The sequence below is a fragment of the Paenibacillus sp. MSJ-34 genome (genome assembly GCF_018918005.1).
In the GTDB taxonomy this organism is placed as follows: Bacteria; Bacillota; Bacilli; order Paenibacillales; family Paenibacillaceae; genus MSJ-34.
The window spans coordinates 1-16,782 of the sequence record NZ_JAHLPR010000026.1 but is presented as its reverse complement, the minus strand read 5'-3'; the positions used below and the strand labels follow the sequence as shown (position 1 = coordinate 16,782).

At 51.6% G+C, this 16,782-nt stretch carries 16 protein-coding genes; 4 read left to right on the top strand and 12 right to left on the bottom strand.

What is annotated here, in order from left to right; all coding sequences use genetic code 11:
• Positions 1–27: 27 nt before the first annotated feature.
• Positions 28–756: a phosphonate ABC transporter ATP-binding protein gene (locus tag KQI79_RS14270; RefSeq protein ID WP_216538927.1), complete on the bottom strand. Its 729-nt coding sequence runs from the start codon at positions 754–756 to the stop codon at positions 28–30.
• A 112-nt stretch (positions 757–868) separates the two neighbouring features.
• On the opposite strand from KQI79_RS14270, the gene KQI79_RS14265 reads away from it, so the two are divergent.
• Entirely contained in the window at positions 869–1,783 is a 915-nt protein-coding gene (locus KQI79_RS14265) for an ArsR/SmtB family transcription factor (RefSeq protein ID WP_216538926.1), read from the top strand.
• A gap of 20 nt (positions 1,784–1,803) precedes the next feature.
• The gene (locus KQI79_RS14260) at positions 1,804–2,562 is read left to right on the top strand and encodes an HAD family hydrolase (RefSeq protein WP_216538925.1); all 759 of its coding nucleotides are present in this window, start codon (positions 1,804–1,806) and stop codon (positions 2,560–2,562) included.
• Between the two features lie 100 nt (positions 2,563–2,662).
• On the opposite strand, the gene KQI79_RS14255 is transcribed toward KQI79_RS14260, so the two are convergent.
• The 8 genes from KQI79_RS14255 to pdhA form a co-directional block, all read right to left on the bottom strand.
• Positions 2,663–4,939, bottom strand: a complete 2,277-nt coding sequence (locus tag KQI79_RS14255) for a type IA DNA topoisomerase (protein ID WP_216538924.1) — start codon at positions 4,937–4,939, stop codon at positions 2,663–2,665.
• Entirely contained in the window at positions 4,936–5,448 is a 513-nt protein-coding gene (locus KQI79_RS14250; RefSeq protein WP_216538923.1) for a dihydrofolate reductase, read from the bottom strand. The genes KQI79_RS14255 and KQI79_RS14250 overlap by 4 nt, the downstream gene beginning before the upstream one ends.
• A 33-nt stretch (positions 5,449–5,481) precedes the next feature.
• Positions 5,482–6,438, bottom strand: a complete 957-nt coding sequence (locus KQI79_RS14245; RefSeq protein ID WP_216538922.1) for a thymidylate synthase — start codon at positions 6,436–6,438, stop codon at positions 5,482–5,484.
• Between the two features lie 80 nt (positions 6,439–6,518).
• Complete coding sequence (locus tag KQI79_RS14240) at positions 6,519–6,998, bottom strand: acyl-CoA thioesterase (RefSeq protein ID WP_216538921.1); 480 nt, start codon at positions 6,996–6,998, stop codon at positions 6,519–6,521.
• 195 nt (positions 6,999–7,193) lie between these two features.
• On the bottom strand, positions 7,194–8,609 hold the full coding sequence (lpdA, locus tag KQI79_RS14235; RefSeq protein ID WP_216538920.1) for a dihydrolipoyl dehydrogenase: 1,416 nt from the start codon (positions 8,607–8,609) through the stop codon (positions 7,194–7,196).
• Positions 8,610–8,611: 2 nt separating this feature from the next.
• A complete protein-coding gene (locus KQI79_RS14230) occupies positions 8,612–9,886 on the bottom strand; it encodes a dihydrolipoamide acetyltransferase family protein (RefSeq protein ID WP_216538919.1) in 1,275 nt (424 codons plus the stop codon).
• Between the two features lie 68 nt (positions 9,887–9,954).
• Positions 9,955–10,935: an alpha-ketoacid dehydrogenase subunit beta gene (locus tag KQI79_RS14225; RefSeq protein ID WP_216538918.1), complete on the bottom strand. Its 981-nt coding sequence runs from the start codon at positions 10,933–10,935 to the stop codon at positions 9,955–9,957.
• Positions 10,936–10,959: 24 nt separating this feature from the next.
• On the bottom strand, positions 10,960–12,027 hold the full coding sequence (gene pdhA, locus KQI79_RS14220) for a pyruvate dehydrogenase (acetyl-transferring) E1 component subunit alpha (protein ID WP_216538917.1): 1,068 nt from the start codon (positions 12,025–12,027) through the stop codon (positions 10,960–10,962).
• Positions 12,028–12,271: 244 nt separating this feature from the next.
• Here pdhA and KQI79_RS14215 point away from each other — a divergent pair, with 244 nt between their 5' ends.
• Positions 12,272–13,000 carry an alpha/beta hydrolase gene (locus KQI79_RS14215; RefSeq protein ID WP_216538990.1) on the top strand — a complete coding sequence of 243 codons (729 nt, stop codon included), beginning with the start codon at positions 12,272–12,274 and terminating at the stop codon, positions 12,998–13,000.
• An 85-nt stretch (positions 13,001–13,085) separates the two neighbouring features.
• Here KQI79_RS14215 and KQI79_RS14210 read toward each other — a convergent pair whose 3' ends face one another.
• Together KQI79_RS14210 and KQI79_RS14205 are read right to left on the bottom strand one after the other, a co-directional pair.
• Positions 13,086–13,814, bottom strand: coding sequence for a sulfite exporter TauE/SafE family protein (locus KQI79_RS14210; protein WP_216538916.1), 729 nt, complete (start codon positions 13,812–13,814; stop codon positions 13,086–13,088).
• Positions 13,815–13,856: 42 nt separating this feature from the next.
• Complete coding sequence (locus KQI79_RS14205) at positions 13,857–14,756, bottom strand: LysR family transcriptional regulator (RefSeq protein WP_216538989.1); 900 nt, start codon at positions 14,754–14,756, stop codon at positions 13,857–13,859.
• Positions 14,757–14,897: 141 nt separating this feature from the next.
• Here KQI79_RS14205 and KQI79_RS14200 point away from each other — a divergent pair, with 141 nt between their 5' ends.
• Complete coding sequence (locus KQI79_RS14200; RefSeq protein WP_216538915.1) at positions 14,898–15,917, top strand: alpha/beta fold hydrolase; 1,020 nt, start codon at positions 14,898–14,900, stop codon at positions 15,915–15,917.
• A gap of 253 nt (positions 15,918–16,170) precedes the next feature.
• Here KQI79_RS14200 and KQI79_RS14195 read toward each other — a convergent pair whose 3' ends face one another.
• Positions 16,171–16,653 carry a low molecular weight protein-tyrosine-phosphatase gene (locus tag KQI79_RS14195; RefSeq protein ID WP_216538914.1) on the bottom strand — a complete coding sequence of 161 codons (483 nt, stop codon included), beginning with the start codon at positions 16,651–16,653 and terminating at the stop codon, positions 16,171–16,173.
• Between the last annotated feature and the right edge of the window lie 129 nt (positions 16,654–16,782).

Here is a 16,782-nt window from a genome sequence, read left to right as displayed (position 1 = left end):
TGTTTCTATAGTATGAAATGGGTTTGATCAATAAAACAATTCTTTCTCCCGATGCGTTAAACGGCGGCCGCCGACGTCAACGACCAATTTGCCCGATGCGAGCCCCCATATGCGGGTGGCGTACCGTTCGGCAAGCTCCAGTTGGTGAAACACGACGATCGCTGTCGCTCTTTGCCGCCGGCAAAGCTCGCGCAAATGTTCAAACACGCTTTCCGCCGCTTTCGGGTCAAGTCCGGACGTCGGCTCGTCCGCCAAGATGACGTTCGCGCCATGAACGAGCGCGCGGGCGATCGCTACTCGCTGCCGTTCTCCCCCGCTTAATTGCTCCGCCTTCTGATGCGCTTTGTCGAGCAGGCCGAGCTGTTCGAGCACGTCCATCGCGCCCATATAGTCGTCCGACCGAACCATTCCCGTTGCCATGCGCCAAATCGGAGTTTGATGAAAGCGGCCGATCAGCACGTTTTTCAATGCCGTTCTCGACATGGACAACACCGGATTTTGCTCCAGATAAGCCCATTCTCTGCGAATTTTGCGTTTACCGGACAAGCCGGCGCCGAAAATGTCGATGCCGTCGACATGGAATTTGCCGCCGCTCCATCTGTCCTTTAAAGCGAGACAGCGCAGAAGCGACGTTTTGCCGCTGCCGCTTGCGCCGACGATTCCGATCAATTCGCCGGGCTCGATCGTAAAACTGATATCGTCTAAAACGGTCGTCTGCGGAGGGATTCGTCTTGATAAATGTTCGACTCTAATCATATGACCATTCTCCTTGTTCGGACTTATCTATATATTGAACATAATAGTGGACAATTGACCTTAAAACAAGCCATAATAGTTGAAGAGGTTGTTTTTTAGGAGGGCATACCCGATGGGATACCAGGTTAAAGTGGATTATTCACCGACTTACGAACTATTGAGCAGTTTTTTTGTGTACGCGACGCAAAGGTGGACCCGTAATTTGGATTGGGGCCATCAATGGCTGCAAACTGTGAACGACCGCCTCGACCCTGAATTCGCTCAAGAAATCGCCGATTCGAAACAATGGCCTTTTGCCGATTACGACGTGTTGTATTTGTGGGTTTGCCGAAGGAACCATGCCGACAATATCGAAGAGCATCTGCAGTACTTGGAGCAAAGCGACGAGAAGAGTCTGCATGAGCTAGTGATCCCATACATAGATAATTTGTCCCGGCAGGACATATTGCGAATCCGGAACTCTTACGTTCCTCTGCTTCGCAAATGGTATGAGCAATATTTCCGCGAATTGGAATCGCTGTATAGCCCGCTGCTCGAAGAAGATGCGGCCGAGAAACGGATGCTGCTTGACAAAATGGAACCGGAAGCTTTGGTTGAGTATGCGACGAACGGCGTCGTGCTCGAACTGGCCGACAAGGTGAGCACCGTAATGCTCATTCCGATGCTCCATACGCGGCCGATCAATGCATATTGTTATTACAACGATTTATTGCTCATCCTCTACCCGGTCGATATGCCCGAGTTCGACGAAGATCAGCCGCCGACGAATCTGATCCGGTTTACGAACGCGCTGGCGGACGAAATTCGGTTGCGTATTTTGCGTTTTTTGGCGCAAGATATACGAACGCAAGAAGAAATCGCCGCCGAGACGCAATTAACGAGAGAAACGACCCTTCACCATATTATGATGCTGCGCGCCGCGGGCTTGGTGCGCGTGCATATGGACGGCGAAAAGGAACGGTACAGCATACGCGCGGACGGCATTGCCGAAATGCAGCTGTTTCTGGAATCCTATATCAGGGTCTAACGAGCAAGGAGTGTTTTTATTTGAGGCAACCGGGCCAAACGCAACAAATTTTATTCGATTTGGACGATACGCTAATTTATTGCAATAAGTATTTTATGATCGTTATCGATCAGTTTCTCGATTTGACAGGCACATGGTTTCAAGGCTATGACGTAACGGTCAAGCAAATTCGCGACAAACAAGTCGAGCTTGACGTCGCCGGATTGAACGATACCGGCTTTGTCAGCGATCATTTCCCCCAATCGTTCGTCATGACGTACCGCCATTTTTGCGATTTGACGGGAAGAAGCGCCAATCGCGCAGAGGAAGCGGAATTGTGGAAATTGGGCAGAAGCGTGTACGAACAGCCTGTGGAGGCCTATCCGGGCATGACGGAAACGCTAGGCAGGCTGCTCGAGGCGGGGCATGAGCTGCATTTGTATACGGGCGGCGAGGCGGACATACAGCAACGGAAAATCGACCGCTTGGGGCTCGCCGAATATTTCGGCGAACGGATGTATATCCGGCAGCATAAAAATGCGGATGCGTTGGAGCGGATTTTATCCGAAGGCGGCTTCGACCGGTCCCGTACGTGGATGATCGGCAACTCCCTTCGCACGGACATCGCTCCCGCCTTGCAGGCGGGCATTCACGCCATTCATTTCAAACAGCCGAAAGAATGGAAATATAATGTGATCGAATTCGAATCGACGCCGGAGGACAGTCTTTTTACGGTTACGGCGCTCGAAGAAGTGCCCGGCGTGATCGCATCTTATTTGAAACGGCATGACCGAGCCTGAGGATCGATCCACGGCTCAAATAAGGGCCGAATATTTAAAAAAATGGCATTCCAACGAAGCGTTGGATGCCATTTTTTTAGATTCGATGCATGACCTGCCATTACTCCTGCCGTTCCAACGCCAGCTCGCCCGTATTCGGATCGGCGATCCGCAGTTTCGCCTTATACGAGCTTCCGTCGCCCTCCTTGAACGTCAGAGCCTGCGTAACGCCTTTCTGCAGCAAGGATTTGATCATCGTCTCCGTTAACGGTTTGCCGAAGCTCTCTTTCCAAATGACAAATTTGCAGCCTTCCCGATACCGGTTGCAGCCATAGCCTTTCCGCCCCATAATGATGCGCCCGCCACAGCCGGGACGCGGGCAATCGCCGAAATGCGCCGGCTCCTCGCTCCGCTTGTCCGTCGCCGTATCGCCCTGCGCCCCGGAAACAGCGGCCGCGTGCCGCTCCCCATCGTCCTTGCTTCGCCGCTGCGTTCGGGTTCCCTTGGCGGAACCGCTCTTCTTGCGCGAAACATCCGTCTCGCCTTCCGCGAAAGCTTCCTTCGCCGCCGGACGTTGATATTTAACCTTATCAATAATTAATGTCGTGAACTTTATTACATTTTCCATAAAGCGTTCGTTCGACGCCTCGCCTTTCGAAATTTGATGCAGCCGCCTTTCCCATTGTCCTGTCATTTCGGGAGACGTCAACAGATCGATGCCAGCATGGCGGATCAATTCGACGGCGGTGCGGCCTTTTTGCGTGACCGTAATCCGCTTGCCTTGCATCGTAATATAGCCGACCTGCTTCAATCGCTCGATCGTCGCGGCACGCGTCGCCGGCGTGCCCAGTCCGGCATCCTTCATCGCTTCGCGCAATTCTTCGTTCTCCATCTGCTTTCCGGCGCTTTCCATCGCTTTCAGCAGCGTTCCTTCGGTGTAGGCTTTAGGAGGCTGGGTCGATTTCTCTTTGGCGACGGCTTCCGTACAAACAGTCGGCGCGTTGGCATCGATCTGAAAGGGAACGAGCAGCAGTTGTTCCGCTTCCTCTTCCTCGGCTTCTTTTTTGGCCGCCGGCTTTTTCGGCTTGTCCGGTTTCTGCTCTTCGATGACCGCTTTCCAGCCGAGCAGCAGCAATTCCTTCACATTCGTTTTGAACGTTTCCTGCTCGACTTCGGTCCATAACGCATGCTGTTTATACTCCGCAGGCGGATAGAATTGCGCCAAAAACCGGCGTACGATCAAATCGTATACCTTTTGCTCGTCTGCGCTTAACGCGCCCGCTTTTTTCAGCGTCGGCAAAATCGCGTGATGATCTTCAACCTTGGCGGGATTGCAGACCGCCTTATTGTTCTTATGCACGCGCGAGCGCTCCGCCCCCTCGGCAAGCGGCCCGTACGCCGTCGATTTCAGCATATGCAGCGTTTTGTGCATCGGGTCGATGTTTTGCTCGGTAACATAGTTGGAGTTCGTACGCGGGTATGTAATGACTTTATGCTTTTCATACAACGCCTGCGCCACATCCAACGTTTTTTTGGCGGAGAAGCCGTATTTGGCGTTCGCATCCCGTTGCAAAAGCGTCAAATCGTACAATTTATACGGATATTCCTTCGTTTCCTTCACTTCGTAATTGACAATGCGCGCCGGCTTGCCGGCGACCTTGGCCGCGAGCTGCTGCGCCTGTTCCTGCGACGTAATTCGTTCCCCCTGCCATGTGCCTTGATAGGTCGTGTTCTCCTGCTGGAATTGGGCGATACAATCGTAGAAAGTTAACGACTCGAACGCTTCAATCTCTTTCTGGCGATCATAGATCAACGTTAATACGGGCGTTTGCACTCTTCCGACCGACAACAGCGTACGATGCTTGGTCGTGAAAGCGCGCGACGCGTTCATGCCGATGAGCCAATCCGCTTCGCTTCTGGCGCGCGCCGCCCGGGTCAAATTGTCGAATTCCGCGCCGTCGCGCAATTCGGCGAATCCGCGGCGGATCGTCTCGGCGGTCAAATCGGAAATCCATAGCCGCTTTACCGGCTGGCGGAGCTTCAAATGCTGTTGAATCAGGGCGAATATATATTGCCCTTCCCGCCCGGCATCGCAAGCGTTGACGATCAGGTCGCAGCGCTTGGCCAACTGGCCGATCGTCTTCAATTGGTCTTTCGTTTTCGGATTCGGAACGATGAGGAACCGTTCGGGAATAATCGGAAGATCGTTAAAATTCCATTTTTTATATTTATCGTCGTATAAATCCGGTTCCGCCAGCCCGACCAGATGGCCGATCGCCCACGTAACGATATAGCGCTCCCCTTCCAAGTACGTCCGGTTATTCTTCGCCTTCGGCTCGATCACGGCGGCAATATTCCGCCCCATATCAGGCTTCTCGGCGATCACTAACGTCTTCATTGCCGCGGCAGCTCCTTGCGGCCGCGCACCCGTTCGTAAGTGACGAACGTATGCGGGTATATATTCTTCTCGTCTATCGTCCCGGGAACGGACTCAACGATCCGCCACTCATCCTCGTCCCATTCCGGGAAAAAGGCGTCCCCTCCCGCAAAGGAATGATCGATCTCGGTCACAAGCAGGCGATCCGCGTAAGGCAGCAGCAAACGGTAAATTTCCGCGCCTCCGATCACCATGAGCGGCTCGCGCTCGGCCAGCGCCAGCGCTTCCTCCAACGATCTTACGATCGTGCAGCCTTCATGCCTGAAATCGCGGCTTCGCGTCAATACGACATTCGTCCGGTTCGGCAAAGGCTTGCCGATCGATTCGAACGTTTTGCGCCCCATCAGCACCGTTTTGCCGGAAGTTTGCCGTTTGAAATAGGCCATGTCGGCCGGCAAACGCCATGGAAGCTTGTTATCGACCCCGATCGTTCTGTTCCGGTCCATCGCCCATATTAAAGAAATGCTCATCGTATCGTCCCCTTCTGCTATGTCCGTATTCGCTTATACCGCTACAGGCGCTTTAATGGCGGGATGCGGGTTATAGCCTTCCATTTCGATATCCGGAACGTCAAAATCGAACACCGACTTGATCGAACCGTTCAACCGCAGTTTCGGAAGCTCCCGCGGCTCGCGGCTAAGCTGGGTATGAATCTGATCCAGATGATTGACGTATATATGCGCGTCGCCGAGCGTATGCACGAACTCCCCTACATCCAATCCGCATTCATGCGCAATCATATGCGTCAAGAGCGAATAGCTGGCGATGTTGAACGGGATGCCAAGGAAAATGTCTCCGCTTCTTTGGTACAATTGGCAAGACAGCTTGCCGTTTGCGACATAAAACTGAAACAGCGTATGGCAAGGCGGAAGCGCCATCGAAGGAACGTCCTCCGGGGACCAGGCGGTAACGATTAATCTTCGCGAATCGGGATTGCGCTTGATCGCATCGATCACACCTTGCAACTGATCGATCGTGTCGCCTTGCGACGTTTTCCAGTTTCTCCATTGTTTGCCGTATATGTCGCCCAATTCGCCGAACTGCGCGGCGAACGCGTCGTCTTCCAATATGCGCCGCTTGAAGCTTTCCATCTGTTCTTCGTATAGCAGGTTGAATTCCGGGTCCTCCTGCGAGCGCAATCCGAAGTTCGTCATGTCCGGTCCTTCGTATTGCGGACTTTCGACCCATCTTTTGAAAGCCCATTCGTTCCATATATTGTTGTTATGCCGAAGCAAATAGCGAATATTCGTATCCCCTTTAATGAACCAGAGCAATTCGCTCGATATGAGCCTGAACGGCACTCTCTTGGTCGTGAGCAACGGAAACCCTTCGTTCAAGTCGAATCTCATCTGGTAGCCGAAGACGGATACCGTCCCCGTACCGGTACGATCGTCTTTCCTCGTCCCATGCTCCAACACATGCTTTAACAAATCGATATATTGTTGCTCGCTTCTGCTCATCTTTCGCGCACCCTCCATTGCCGTTTCTCAATATCACCAATACAGATAGTGTACCATGCCGGTCCCGAACTGTTAACCGGCTAATCCGCCGACCTCCGCTTTTTGCGCATCGCATAACGCTCCATGGCGGACCGATGCAATTGAATCTCTTCCTCCGTCTCCGGAATAACGGCGGGAACCGGGGACGGCTTGCCGTTTTCGTCCAAAGCTACAAAAGTAAGCAAAGCGGTCACGGTCAGTGTGCGTTCGCCGGTCAGTAAATCTTCCGCATATACTTTCGCGTACGCTTCCATCGAGCTTCGATGCGTCCAGGTCACGCACGCTTCGATCTCGATCGCTTGCCCGACGCGAATCGGAGCGATAAAATCCAGATGATCGCTCGAAGCGGTCACGACCGGCCGGCGCGCATGGCGCATACAAGCGATCGCAGCCAATTTGTCGATATACTCCATCACTTTGCCGCCGAACATCGTGCCATGCATATTCGTATCCGACGGGAAGACCAGCTGCGTCAGAATCGAACGCGAGCTGCCCACCGTTTTCGGTTGCAGCGCTTCCATGCGAAAACCCCCTTTTATAGCGTAGACAAAGAAAAAGGTCTTCGCATGCCGCGTCAAGACCTCTTCTCTATTGTAACGGAACGATGCGGAATTTTCCACACTTTCGCATCGGCATCCGGTATGCAAAAAAAAGGGGTTGCCCCTTCTTCGTTCGGCACGAGAAAGGGCAGCCCTCTGTGTTGAAATTCGCGTTTATTACCTTACGATCGTATGAATCGGATGGCCCAATGCCGTTTCCGAAGCTTCCATAACGAGCTCGCCGAGCGTCGGATGCGCATGAATGGTAAGAGCGATATCTTCGAGCGTCGCTCCCATCTCGATGGCAAGGGCGATTTCGGAGATCAGGTTGGAAGCCTCGATGCCGACGATTTGTCCGCCAAGGATAAGTCCGGTATCCGCATCGGCAACGATTTTGACGAAACCGTCTGCGCCGTTCAGCGATACGGCTCGGCCGTTCCCCGCATAAGGGAATTTGCCGACTTTCGTTTTATATCCTTTCTCCTTCGCTTCCGCTTCGTTATAACCTACGCTGGAGCATTCGGGATCGGTGAAGCATACCGCCGGAATACATTTGTAATCTACGACGCTAGGCATGCCGGCAATCGCTTCGGCCGCCACTTTGCCTTCATAAGACGCCTTATGCGCAAGCGCGAGGCCTGGAACGATATCGCCAATCGCGAAAATATGCGGAATGTTCGTGCGTCCTTGGTTGTCGACTTCGATTAAGCCGCGATCCGTCATTTTAATGCCGATCAGATCGAGTCCGAGCTCGCCGTCCGTATTCGGGCGGCGTCCGACCGTCACGAGCAAGTATTCGGCGGTTACTTCCTTCTCTTCCCCGCCTACCGTAAATTTCACGGTTACGTCTTTCTCGGTTTGCGTAGCGCTTTGCGCTTGGGCGCTTGTATGAATTTCGAACCCGCTTTTCTCCATTTTCTTCTGAACGAGTCTTGTCAATTCTTTGTCGAAGCCCGGCAGCACCGTTTCGGCGCCTTCGATGATCGTAATTTTCGTTCCGAACTTCGCGAACATTTGGCTTAATTCCGCCCCGATATAGCCGCCGCCGATCACGATCATGCTTTTCGGCAACTCTTGCAATTCGAGCGCCTCGGTCGAGGACAGAATGCGGCCGCCGTACGGGAATGCTTTCAATTCGATCGGACGCGAACCTGTAGCGATGATGCAATTTTTGAAACGGTAGCGCGGCGACTCCTGTTCGTTGAACACGCGCGCTTCGTTTTCATTGATAAACATCGCTTCGCCTTGGAACATCTGCACCTTGTTCCCTTTGAGCAAAGCGGACACGCCGCCGGACATCTTGTTCACGACGCCCTGTTTAAATTCCTGCACTTTGGCAAAATCCACTCTCACATTATCCATTGTAATTCCGTAATGCGAGGCGTGATTGGCCGATTCATATTGATGCGCCGCGGAAATGAGCGCCTTCGACGGAATACAGCCGCGGTTCAAGCAAACGCCGCCCCAATCCGACTTGTCGACGATCAATACGCTTTGTCCCAATTGCGCGGCGCGGATCGCGGCGACATAACCGCCGGGACCTGCACCGATAACCAATGTGTCAATATCTAAAGAAGCATCTCCTACTACCATGATTACACCTCCATAACGAGCAATTCCGGATTAGCAAGCAACGATTTGATGTAGTTCAGGAAGTTTTGCGCTGTCGCCCCGTCGATGATGCGGTGGTCGTAGCTTAAGGAAAGTGCCATGACCGGCGCCACCACGATTTCTCCGTTTTTCACGACAGGTTTTTCCGAGATGCGACCGGTACCGAGAATGGCCACTTCCGGGAAGTTGATGATCGGCGTGAAGAACATGCCGCCGGCGGAACCGATATTCGTAATCGTAATTGTGCCGCCTTTCATTTCGTTCGGGCCGAGCTTGCCTTCGCGGCCGCGAGTCGCCAAATCTTTAATATCGTTTGCGATCATCCAGATGCTGCGGCGGTCGGCGTCCTTAATGACCGGTACGATCAAGCCGTTGTCCGTATCGGTCGCAATGCCGATATTGTAATATTTTTTGTACACGATCTCGTTGTTTTCCTCGTCGATCATCGCGTTCATGGCCGGGAACTGGCGGCATGCCGCAACGAGCGCTTTGACGATAAACGGCAAATACGTTACTTTGATGCCTTTCTTCTCGGCGATCGGCTTCATGCGGGTGCGGAATTCCACCAATTCCGTGACGTCCACCTCGTCCATATGCGTAACATGCGGCGCCGTATAAGCGGATTTCACCATCGCATTGGAGATGGCTTTGCGGATGCCTTTGAACGGTACCCGTTCTTCTTCGGCGCGCGCATCGACAACGGCCGCTTGAGCAGGGGCCTTCGCTTCCGCAGCTTGTTCCGCCGGAGCTGCCGCAGGCGCTGCTGCGCCTCCTTGCGCGAATCGCTCCACGTCTTCGCGCGTAATTTTGCCGTTCTTGCCCGTTCCGGTCACTTCGGCGATATTGACGCCTTGCTCGCGCGCGAATTTGCGGACGCTTGGCGTTGCCAGCACTTCCTTCGCGCTGACTGCCGCAGGCGCAGCCGCTGCCGTCGCTTCAGCCGGTGCTGCCGGAGCCGGTTCGGCCGCCGCAGGCGCGGGAGCCTCCTCCGCCGGAGCGGCTTGTTCCGGAATATCCCCTTCCGCATCGATGATGGCGACGACTTCGCCCATATGGCATACTTGTCCGTCTTTCGCCAACACTTCAAGCACTTTGCCGTTTACCGGGCAAGGCACTTCGACGATCGCCTTATCGTTTTGCACTTCCATGATGATGTCTTCGTCAGTGACCGTATCGCCCGGTTTAATGTGCATTTTAATAATTTCGCCTTCATGCAGGCCTTCGCCCAATTCCGGGAAACGATATTCAAATTTCGCCACGATCAAAACCCTCCTTAACGTTTTCCGAAGGAATACTTCGTCAGCATATGCTTATTCGTTCTAGTTTATTAGAAATCCAATACTTTATTGAGAGCCGCAACGATCCGTGCCGGCGTAGGAAGCCATTGGTCTTCGATTTGCGCGAACGGATATACCGTATCCGGTCCGGCAACGCGAAGCACCGGCGCTTCCAGGTGCAGAATCGCGTGTTCGTTGATTTGCGCAATAATTTCCGCAGCGGCGCCGGACGTTTTTTGCGCTTCTTGCACGACGATGCAGCGGTTCGTTTTCTTGATCGATTTGACGATCGTTTCGATATCGAGCGGCATTAATGTGCGCAGGTCGATGACTTCCGCTTTGATGCCGCGCGTTTTCTCGATTTCGTCAGCCGCTTTTTGCGCCGTATGCACCATCAGGCCGTAGGCGAGAATCGTAACGTCCGCACCTTCGCGCACGACGTTCGCTTTGCCGATTTCTACCGTATACGCGTCTTCCGGCACTTCCGCCCGGAACGCATGATATAAGTTCAAATGCTCCATGAAGAAGACCGGGTCGTTGTCGCGAATCGCGGAAATAAGCAGCCCTTTCGCATCGTAAGGATTGGAAGGGATCACGACTTTAATTCCCGGCGTTTGCAGCGCCAATCCTTCAAGCGAATCGGTATGCAGTTCCGCCGCTTTGACCCCGCCGCCGAACGGCGTACGGAATACAATCGGGCTATGGTAACGGCCGCCGGAACGATAACGCATCCGTGCCGCTTGTACGAACATTTGATCCAGCGCTTCATAGATAAAGCCGACAAACTGAATTTCCGCTACCGGGCGGAAACCTTGAATTCCCAGACCGACGGCCATCCCCGCAATCGCGGATTCCGCCAGCGGCGTATCGAATACGCGATTTTCGCCGAACTCTTTCTGCAAGCCTTCGGTAGCGCGGAATACGCCGCCGACATGACCTACGTCTTCCCCGAATACGACGACGTTCGGATCGTTCTTCAATTCAACGCGCATCGCGTCGCGAATCGCTTCTTTCATATTCATTTGTGCCATTGTAGTTTGTCCTCCTTTTTCCCCTTATTGAAAATCCGCTTTTTGCTCTTCCAAATGAGGAGGCGTATGCTCGAACATGCTGTCGATCAAACCGGCTACCGTCATTTTTTCCGTAGCTTCCGCTTTTTTGATTTGCTCGTTCACTTTCGCTTTCGCTTCTTCTTTTACGCGGGCCGTTTCTTCTTCCGACCAAAGCCCTTTTTTCTCCAAATATTTGCCGAAACGAACGAGCGGATCGCGAACGCTCCATTCCGCCTCTTCTTCTTTCGTACGGTATTTCGTCGTATCGTCCGCCATCGAGTGCGGCCGGAAACGGTACGTAATCCCTTCGATCAGCGTCGCTCCTTCGCCGCCCCGGGCGCGTTCCGCCGCTTCTTGCACCGCCGCAATCACGGCAAGCACGTCCATTCCGTCGACCTGCACGCCTTTAATGCCCGCCGCAACCGCTTTATGCGCGATCGATTGAGCAGCCGTTTGCTTGGCGAACGGCGTCGTAATCGCATAACCGTTATTTTGCACGAAGAAAATAACAGGCAGATTAAATGCGCCGGCAAAGTTCAACCCTTCATAGAAGTCGCCCTCGGAGGAACCGCCGTCGCCTGTATACGTAATGGCTACATTTTTTTGATTTTTCAGCTTGAAGCCCATTGCAATGCCCATCGCGTGCAAAATTTGCGCGCCGATAATAATTTGCGGCATCAATACGTTGACGCCTTCCGGAATTTGCCCGCCGTGCTGATGGCCGCGGGAGTACAGGAACGCTTGATACAGCGGCAAACCGTGCCATACGATTTGCGGCATGTCGCGGTAACCCGGACAAATGAAATCTTCTTTATTTAAAGCATATTCACTGCCGACCATGGTCGCTTCTTGTCCCGATACAGGCGCGTAAAAGCCGAGACGACCTTGGCGGCCTAAATTAACGGCACGCTCATCCCATGTTCTTGTAAAGACCATGCGATACATAATTTCTTTTAACTGATCGTCGGAGAGTTTCGGCATTTTCGCTTTGTTAATGATTTCTCCGTCGGGAGACAATACGGACAAAGCTTCAACCGGATCCGCATGCACTTCATAAGAAAGCTTGCTCATGTTCTTCACCTCTAATGAATTTGAATTTCATGTTACGCTGTTATAGAATTATTATATACCTGTTATAAGAGTTTGGTCAAAATATATCGTGGAAAAACTATAATTTTTCTTTTTTGTATGTATAACAGTATACAAAAATCGACTAGAACAGCTTAATACAAACTTGAATAAATTGTGAAATGAACAGGATATCATCCCTATAGTTTCCTAAATGACTAAAAATAAAACGAAAAAGGTGGAAATGATGACGGAAGAACGATATTTAAAACGTACGATTATAAAAGAAGAGTTGACGAGCGGATTTCTTCAAGAAGAACGAACGGCCAGAGTATACTTGCCGCCGGGATATCAGGAACTGCTCAGTTATCCTGTCGTGTACTGCCAGGACGGAGAGGATTTTTTCAATTTCGGCCGGATCGCCACGATTGCGAATCAATTAATTTTGGATGAAGATATCGAACCGTTCATCATCGTCGGCGCCGATGTCGACAAGCGGAAGCGCACCTCGGAATATTCGCCGGACGGAGAGCGTTTTGCCGATTATGTACGCTTTTTTGCCGAAGAACTGGTCCCTTATATGGAGGCAAAATATCCGATCCGCTCCTCCGGCGCAGAACGCATTCTCGCGGGAGATTCGCTGGGCGGGACAGTCTCGGTTCATATCGCGCTTCATTATCCCGATCTGTTCCGGCGCGTCATCTCCCTGTCCGGCGCATTCTATCCGGCTTCGCAGGAGCGGATCGCCGCCGCGGCCGATTTATCCTGGCTGCGCATGTATATGCTCGTCGGGTTGCAAGAGACGGCTTTCGAAACCGACCGCGGGGTTTTCGATTTCGTCGACTTGAACCGGAAGACGCGGGATTTGTTGGCCGGAAGGAACGCCGATCTGCATTACTTGGAAAAAGACGGCCGGCATCTATGGGGTTTCTGGCAGCAGCAATTGCCCGATGCGCTGTCCTATTTCCTGCGGTAAATCCCAACCCCCAATAAAACAGCGGCAGCATTGGACGAGAAATGAAAGTCCTAGACTACCGCTGTTTTATTGAGCAATGGTTTTATTACACAGCGAATGCAGTCCACAGCATCGAAAGACCTGAACATAAGAGGAGACCATCCAATACATATCGGAATGAGGCAATACTCATACGCTTCACTATTCTCTTGGCGACGAACGTGCCAAGCATGAGAGAGGCACCTATCATAACACCCTGTAAAATCAATTCGATCGGAAGTGCTCCGAGCTCTTGGAAAGTCACAACTTTGCTGCTATAAAGTGCAAGTGAACTAGCAGCTTCCGTAGAAAGAAATGCTCCTTTCATCAATCCATAGGAAGTAAATGCCGGGACGCTTAGAGGGCCGGTTGAAAGGACGATTCCGGTCAAATAGCCGATAAATCCGCCGGCGATGGAAAGCTGCCATAAGGAAATATGTTTTTTGCGTGCATCAAGCCAATGCCTTAAAGGAATCATAGCCAGAAAAAAGATGCCCAGTCCAATATCGACAATATGCACTGGCAATACCCACAAAGTACTAGCTCCCATCGCTGCGGCAGGTACGCCTGTAACGGAGTATGCGGCAAAAGCCTTCCAATTGATTTCACGCCACCAGGCAATTACCCTTGAAATATTGGCCATGACAGCAGCGACTGCCATGATGGGTACAGCTTGCTTTGGGCCAAATGTAAATACCAGAACAGGCAATAACATGATGGATGAGCCTGTTCCTATAACGCCACTTACTGTCCCTGCCGCCAACCCTGCAAGTAATACAAATAAATATCCTCCCAATCGCAACACTCCCAAAAATCTTTACCATTCACATCAGCACGGCTAATTCTCCTCCGCCACAGCGATAACCTCCCTTGCTGCTTCTATGAAAGATAATATGATGGGTGAGAGCCACTTATCTTTATGCCATAACATCTGTGTATGCACGTGCAAATCCGGAATTTGCCATGGAAGAGCAACAAGCTCGCCCCGTTCAACTTCGGCTTTCGCTGTTATTTCAGGAAGAAAGGCAATACCGATTCCCGTAATTGCACATTGTTTAATGGCTTCGGCATTTTGAAACTCTAAATACGTAATACTATCAATGCCCTCTTTCTCAAATTGCCGGTCAAACATGGTTCGATAGGTACAACCTTTTTCATTCGTCAGGAACACTTCTTCGTGAAAATCTTCCAGCTTTAGTGTTGTTCGTTTCGCGAGCGGATGGTCCGGAGCGGCGAAAAAGCGGAAAGTTTCTTCCACCAACGGCTCCACCGCAAGTCCGCTTGAGCGAATGGGTTCGTCCAACATAAAGACGACATCCGCGGTTCCCTCAAAGAGCGTATGCTTGAGCTCTTGATTTGGAACGGAGCGGAAGATGAGACGAACTCCCGGATGGCGCGAACGAAATAGGCGAAAGACTACGGGAAGCCGATAGGCGCAAAGAACCTCGTTGGCACTTACCGTTAGGGTGCCGCTTAAATTCCCATCGTCATGAACGACGCTGCGGGCTTCGTCCAATTTATTTAGAACGCCTTGGATATGAGTTAAAAAGCGTTTACCCGCAGTTGTGATAACAAGCTGCTTGCCCAAGCGGTCGAAGAGGCGAACACCAAGCTCATCCTCCAATGCTTTTATTTGCATCGTGACGTTGGAGGGGACGTAGTTCAGCACTTCCGCGGCCCGACTGAAATTTAAAGTGGATGCAACCGTGCGGAACGTAATCAGTTGGCGCAATTCCATCATACAATCCCCCTTTAACTTTCAATAATATTGAATACTAATTTGAATATCATTCACTTTTATTGAGGATATCACAGGCCTATACTAAGTACAAGAAATACATTTCAAATGTGGTTTCATTTTGAAGGGAGCGACAACACGATGGATTATGAGATTTTTGATTTGGGTGACGTGACCCTGCAATCAGGAGTGACGTTGCCGAGCGCTTTTCTTGCTTATAAGACTTATGGAAGATTGAATGAAAAAAAAGATAATGTCATCGTCTATCCAACGGCTTTTGGCGATCAGCATGTTCAGAACGAATGGTTGATTGGAAACGGCATGGCGCTAGATCCGCGAAAATATTTCATTATCGTTCCAAATCTGCTGGGCAACGGATTATCTTCGTCTCCCAGTAACACGCCTCCCCCATTCGACCGGGCTAATTTTCCGCAGGTAACCATCTATGACAACGTTAAATTACAGCATCGACTGGTGGCCGAAAAATTCGGCATTCAAAAGATCGCTCTCGTCGTTGGATGGTCCATGGGAGGCATTCAAGCTTTCCAATGGGGGGCAAGTTATCCGGAAATGGTAGAACGAATTGCACCTTTCGCCGGAGTTGCCAAGACTTGGCCCCATACGTATGTGGTTCTGGAAGGAATGAAAGCTCCGCTCATGGCTGCAGCCCGCTTCGATTCAAGCAAACTAAGCCAGTTGACTTCTGCAGACATGCGCGCCGTTGGCCGTGTCTATGCGGGATGGGGCTTATCGCAGGCGTTTTACAGAGAGGAACTTTATCGTGAGCTGGGATATGACTCATTGGAAGATTTTGTCGCTGGCGTCTGGGAAGATACCTTTATGAAGCTAGATCCGCACAATGTATTGGCCATGTTGTGGACAGGCCAACATGCAGATATTAGCGCAAACCCCTCCTATAACGGAGATTTCGATAAAGCGCTGGGAAGCATTAAAGCACTTGCCTGCGTCATGCCAGGGAGCACGGATCTTTTCTGCTCGGCGGACGATAACGAATACGAGGCCAGCCTTATGCCTAATGCTGTTTTTCATCCTATCGATTCGATCTGGGGCCATATTGCCGGGCGGGGAATCAACACTGCCGATAATAATTTTATTGATGACAATCTAAAACGCTTGTTGTCGCTTAGTACAAACGGTTAGATCATCCCTGCCCGTTAGCTTAATGCCATCGCCAGTCTAATTTGCGGCCATTTGTTCATTTTTCGCTATCAAAACGACAAATAAGGGCGCTGACATCCGTTGCAATCCGAAAAGGCCGATTTTTTGCACATATGGTCTCCTATTTCCGTTACAAATTTTGAGCGAACAACAGTCTATAAGAAGCCAATCGCCGTCAAAAAGCGGCAGACAGATCGCCTCTGCCTGCCGCCTTTCTTTCCGATACCGCTTCCTCTCAGCCTTCCTGCTGCAGCGATTCGCGTTCGCAAATATGCTGCAGCAATCGCTCGCAGCCTTCGTTCACCAATTCGTACGTTTCCTCGAAATTACCGGTATAATACGGATCCGGCACTTCGCGCATCGGATGCTCAGGTACGTAGTCCATCATCCGCACGATTTGCGGATGCCGTTCGCCCCCCGGAATGCTGCGCACGTTGCTCACGTTCGAATCGTCCATGCAGACGATATAATCGAACTTCGCAAAATCCGCACTTTCCAATTTGCGCGCCTTCATTCCTTCATAAGAAATGCTATGCTTGCGCAGAATCCGGCGCGTCCCCTCATGCGGTTCCTTGCCGATATGCCAACTTCCCGTTCCGGCGGAATCCGCCGCGATCGCGCCGCTTAGCCCTTTCGCTTCGACTTTGGCGCGGAAAATCGCTTCGGCCATCGGCGAACGGCATATATTTCCCAAACATACGAATAATACTTTCATCATTTTCATATCTCCTCGTATAGTATCTTTTGAAAGCTCTTATAGGTTAGTTTCCATCCCCTGAGGGGGATGGAAAACGGCCTCGAAATTTCCAGGCTCGTTCTTTGAAAATTTCATCTGGGACTGGACTTT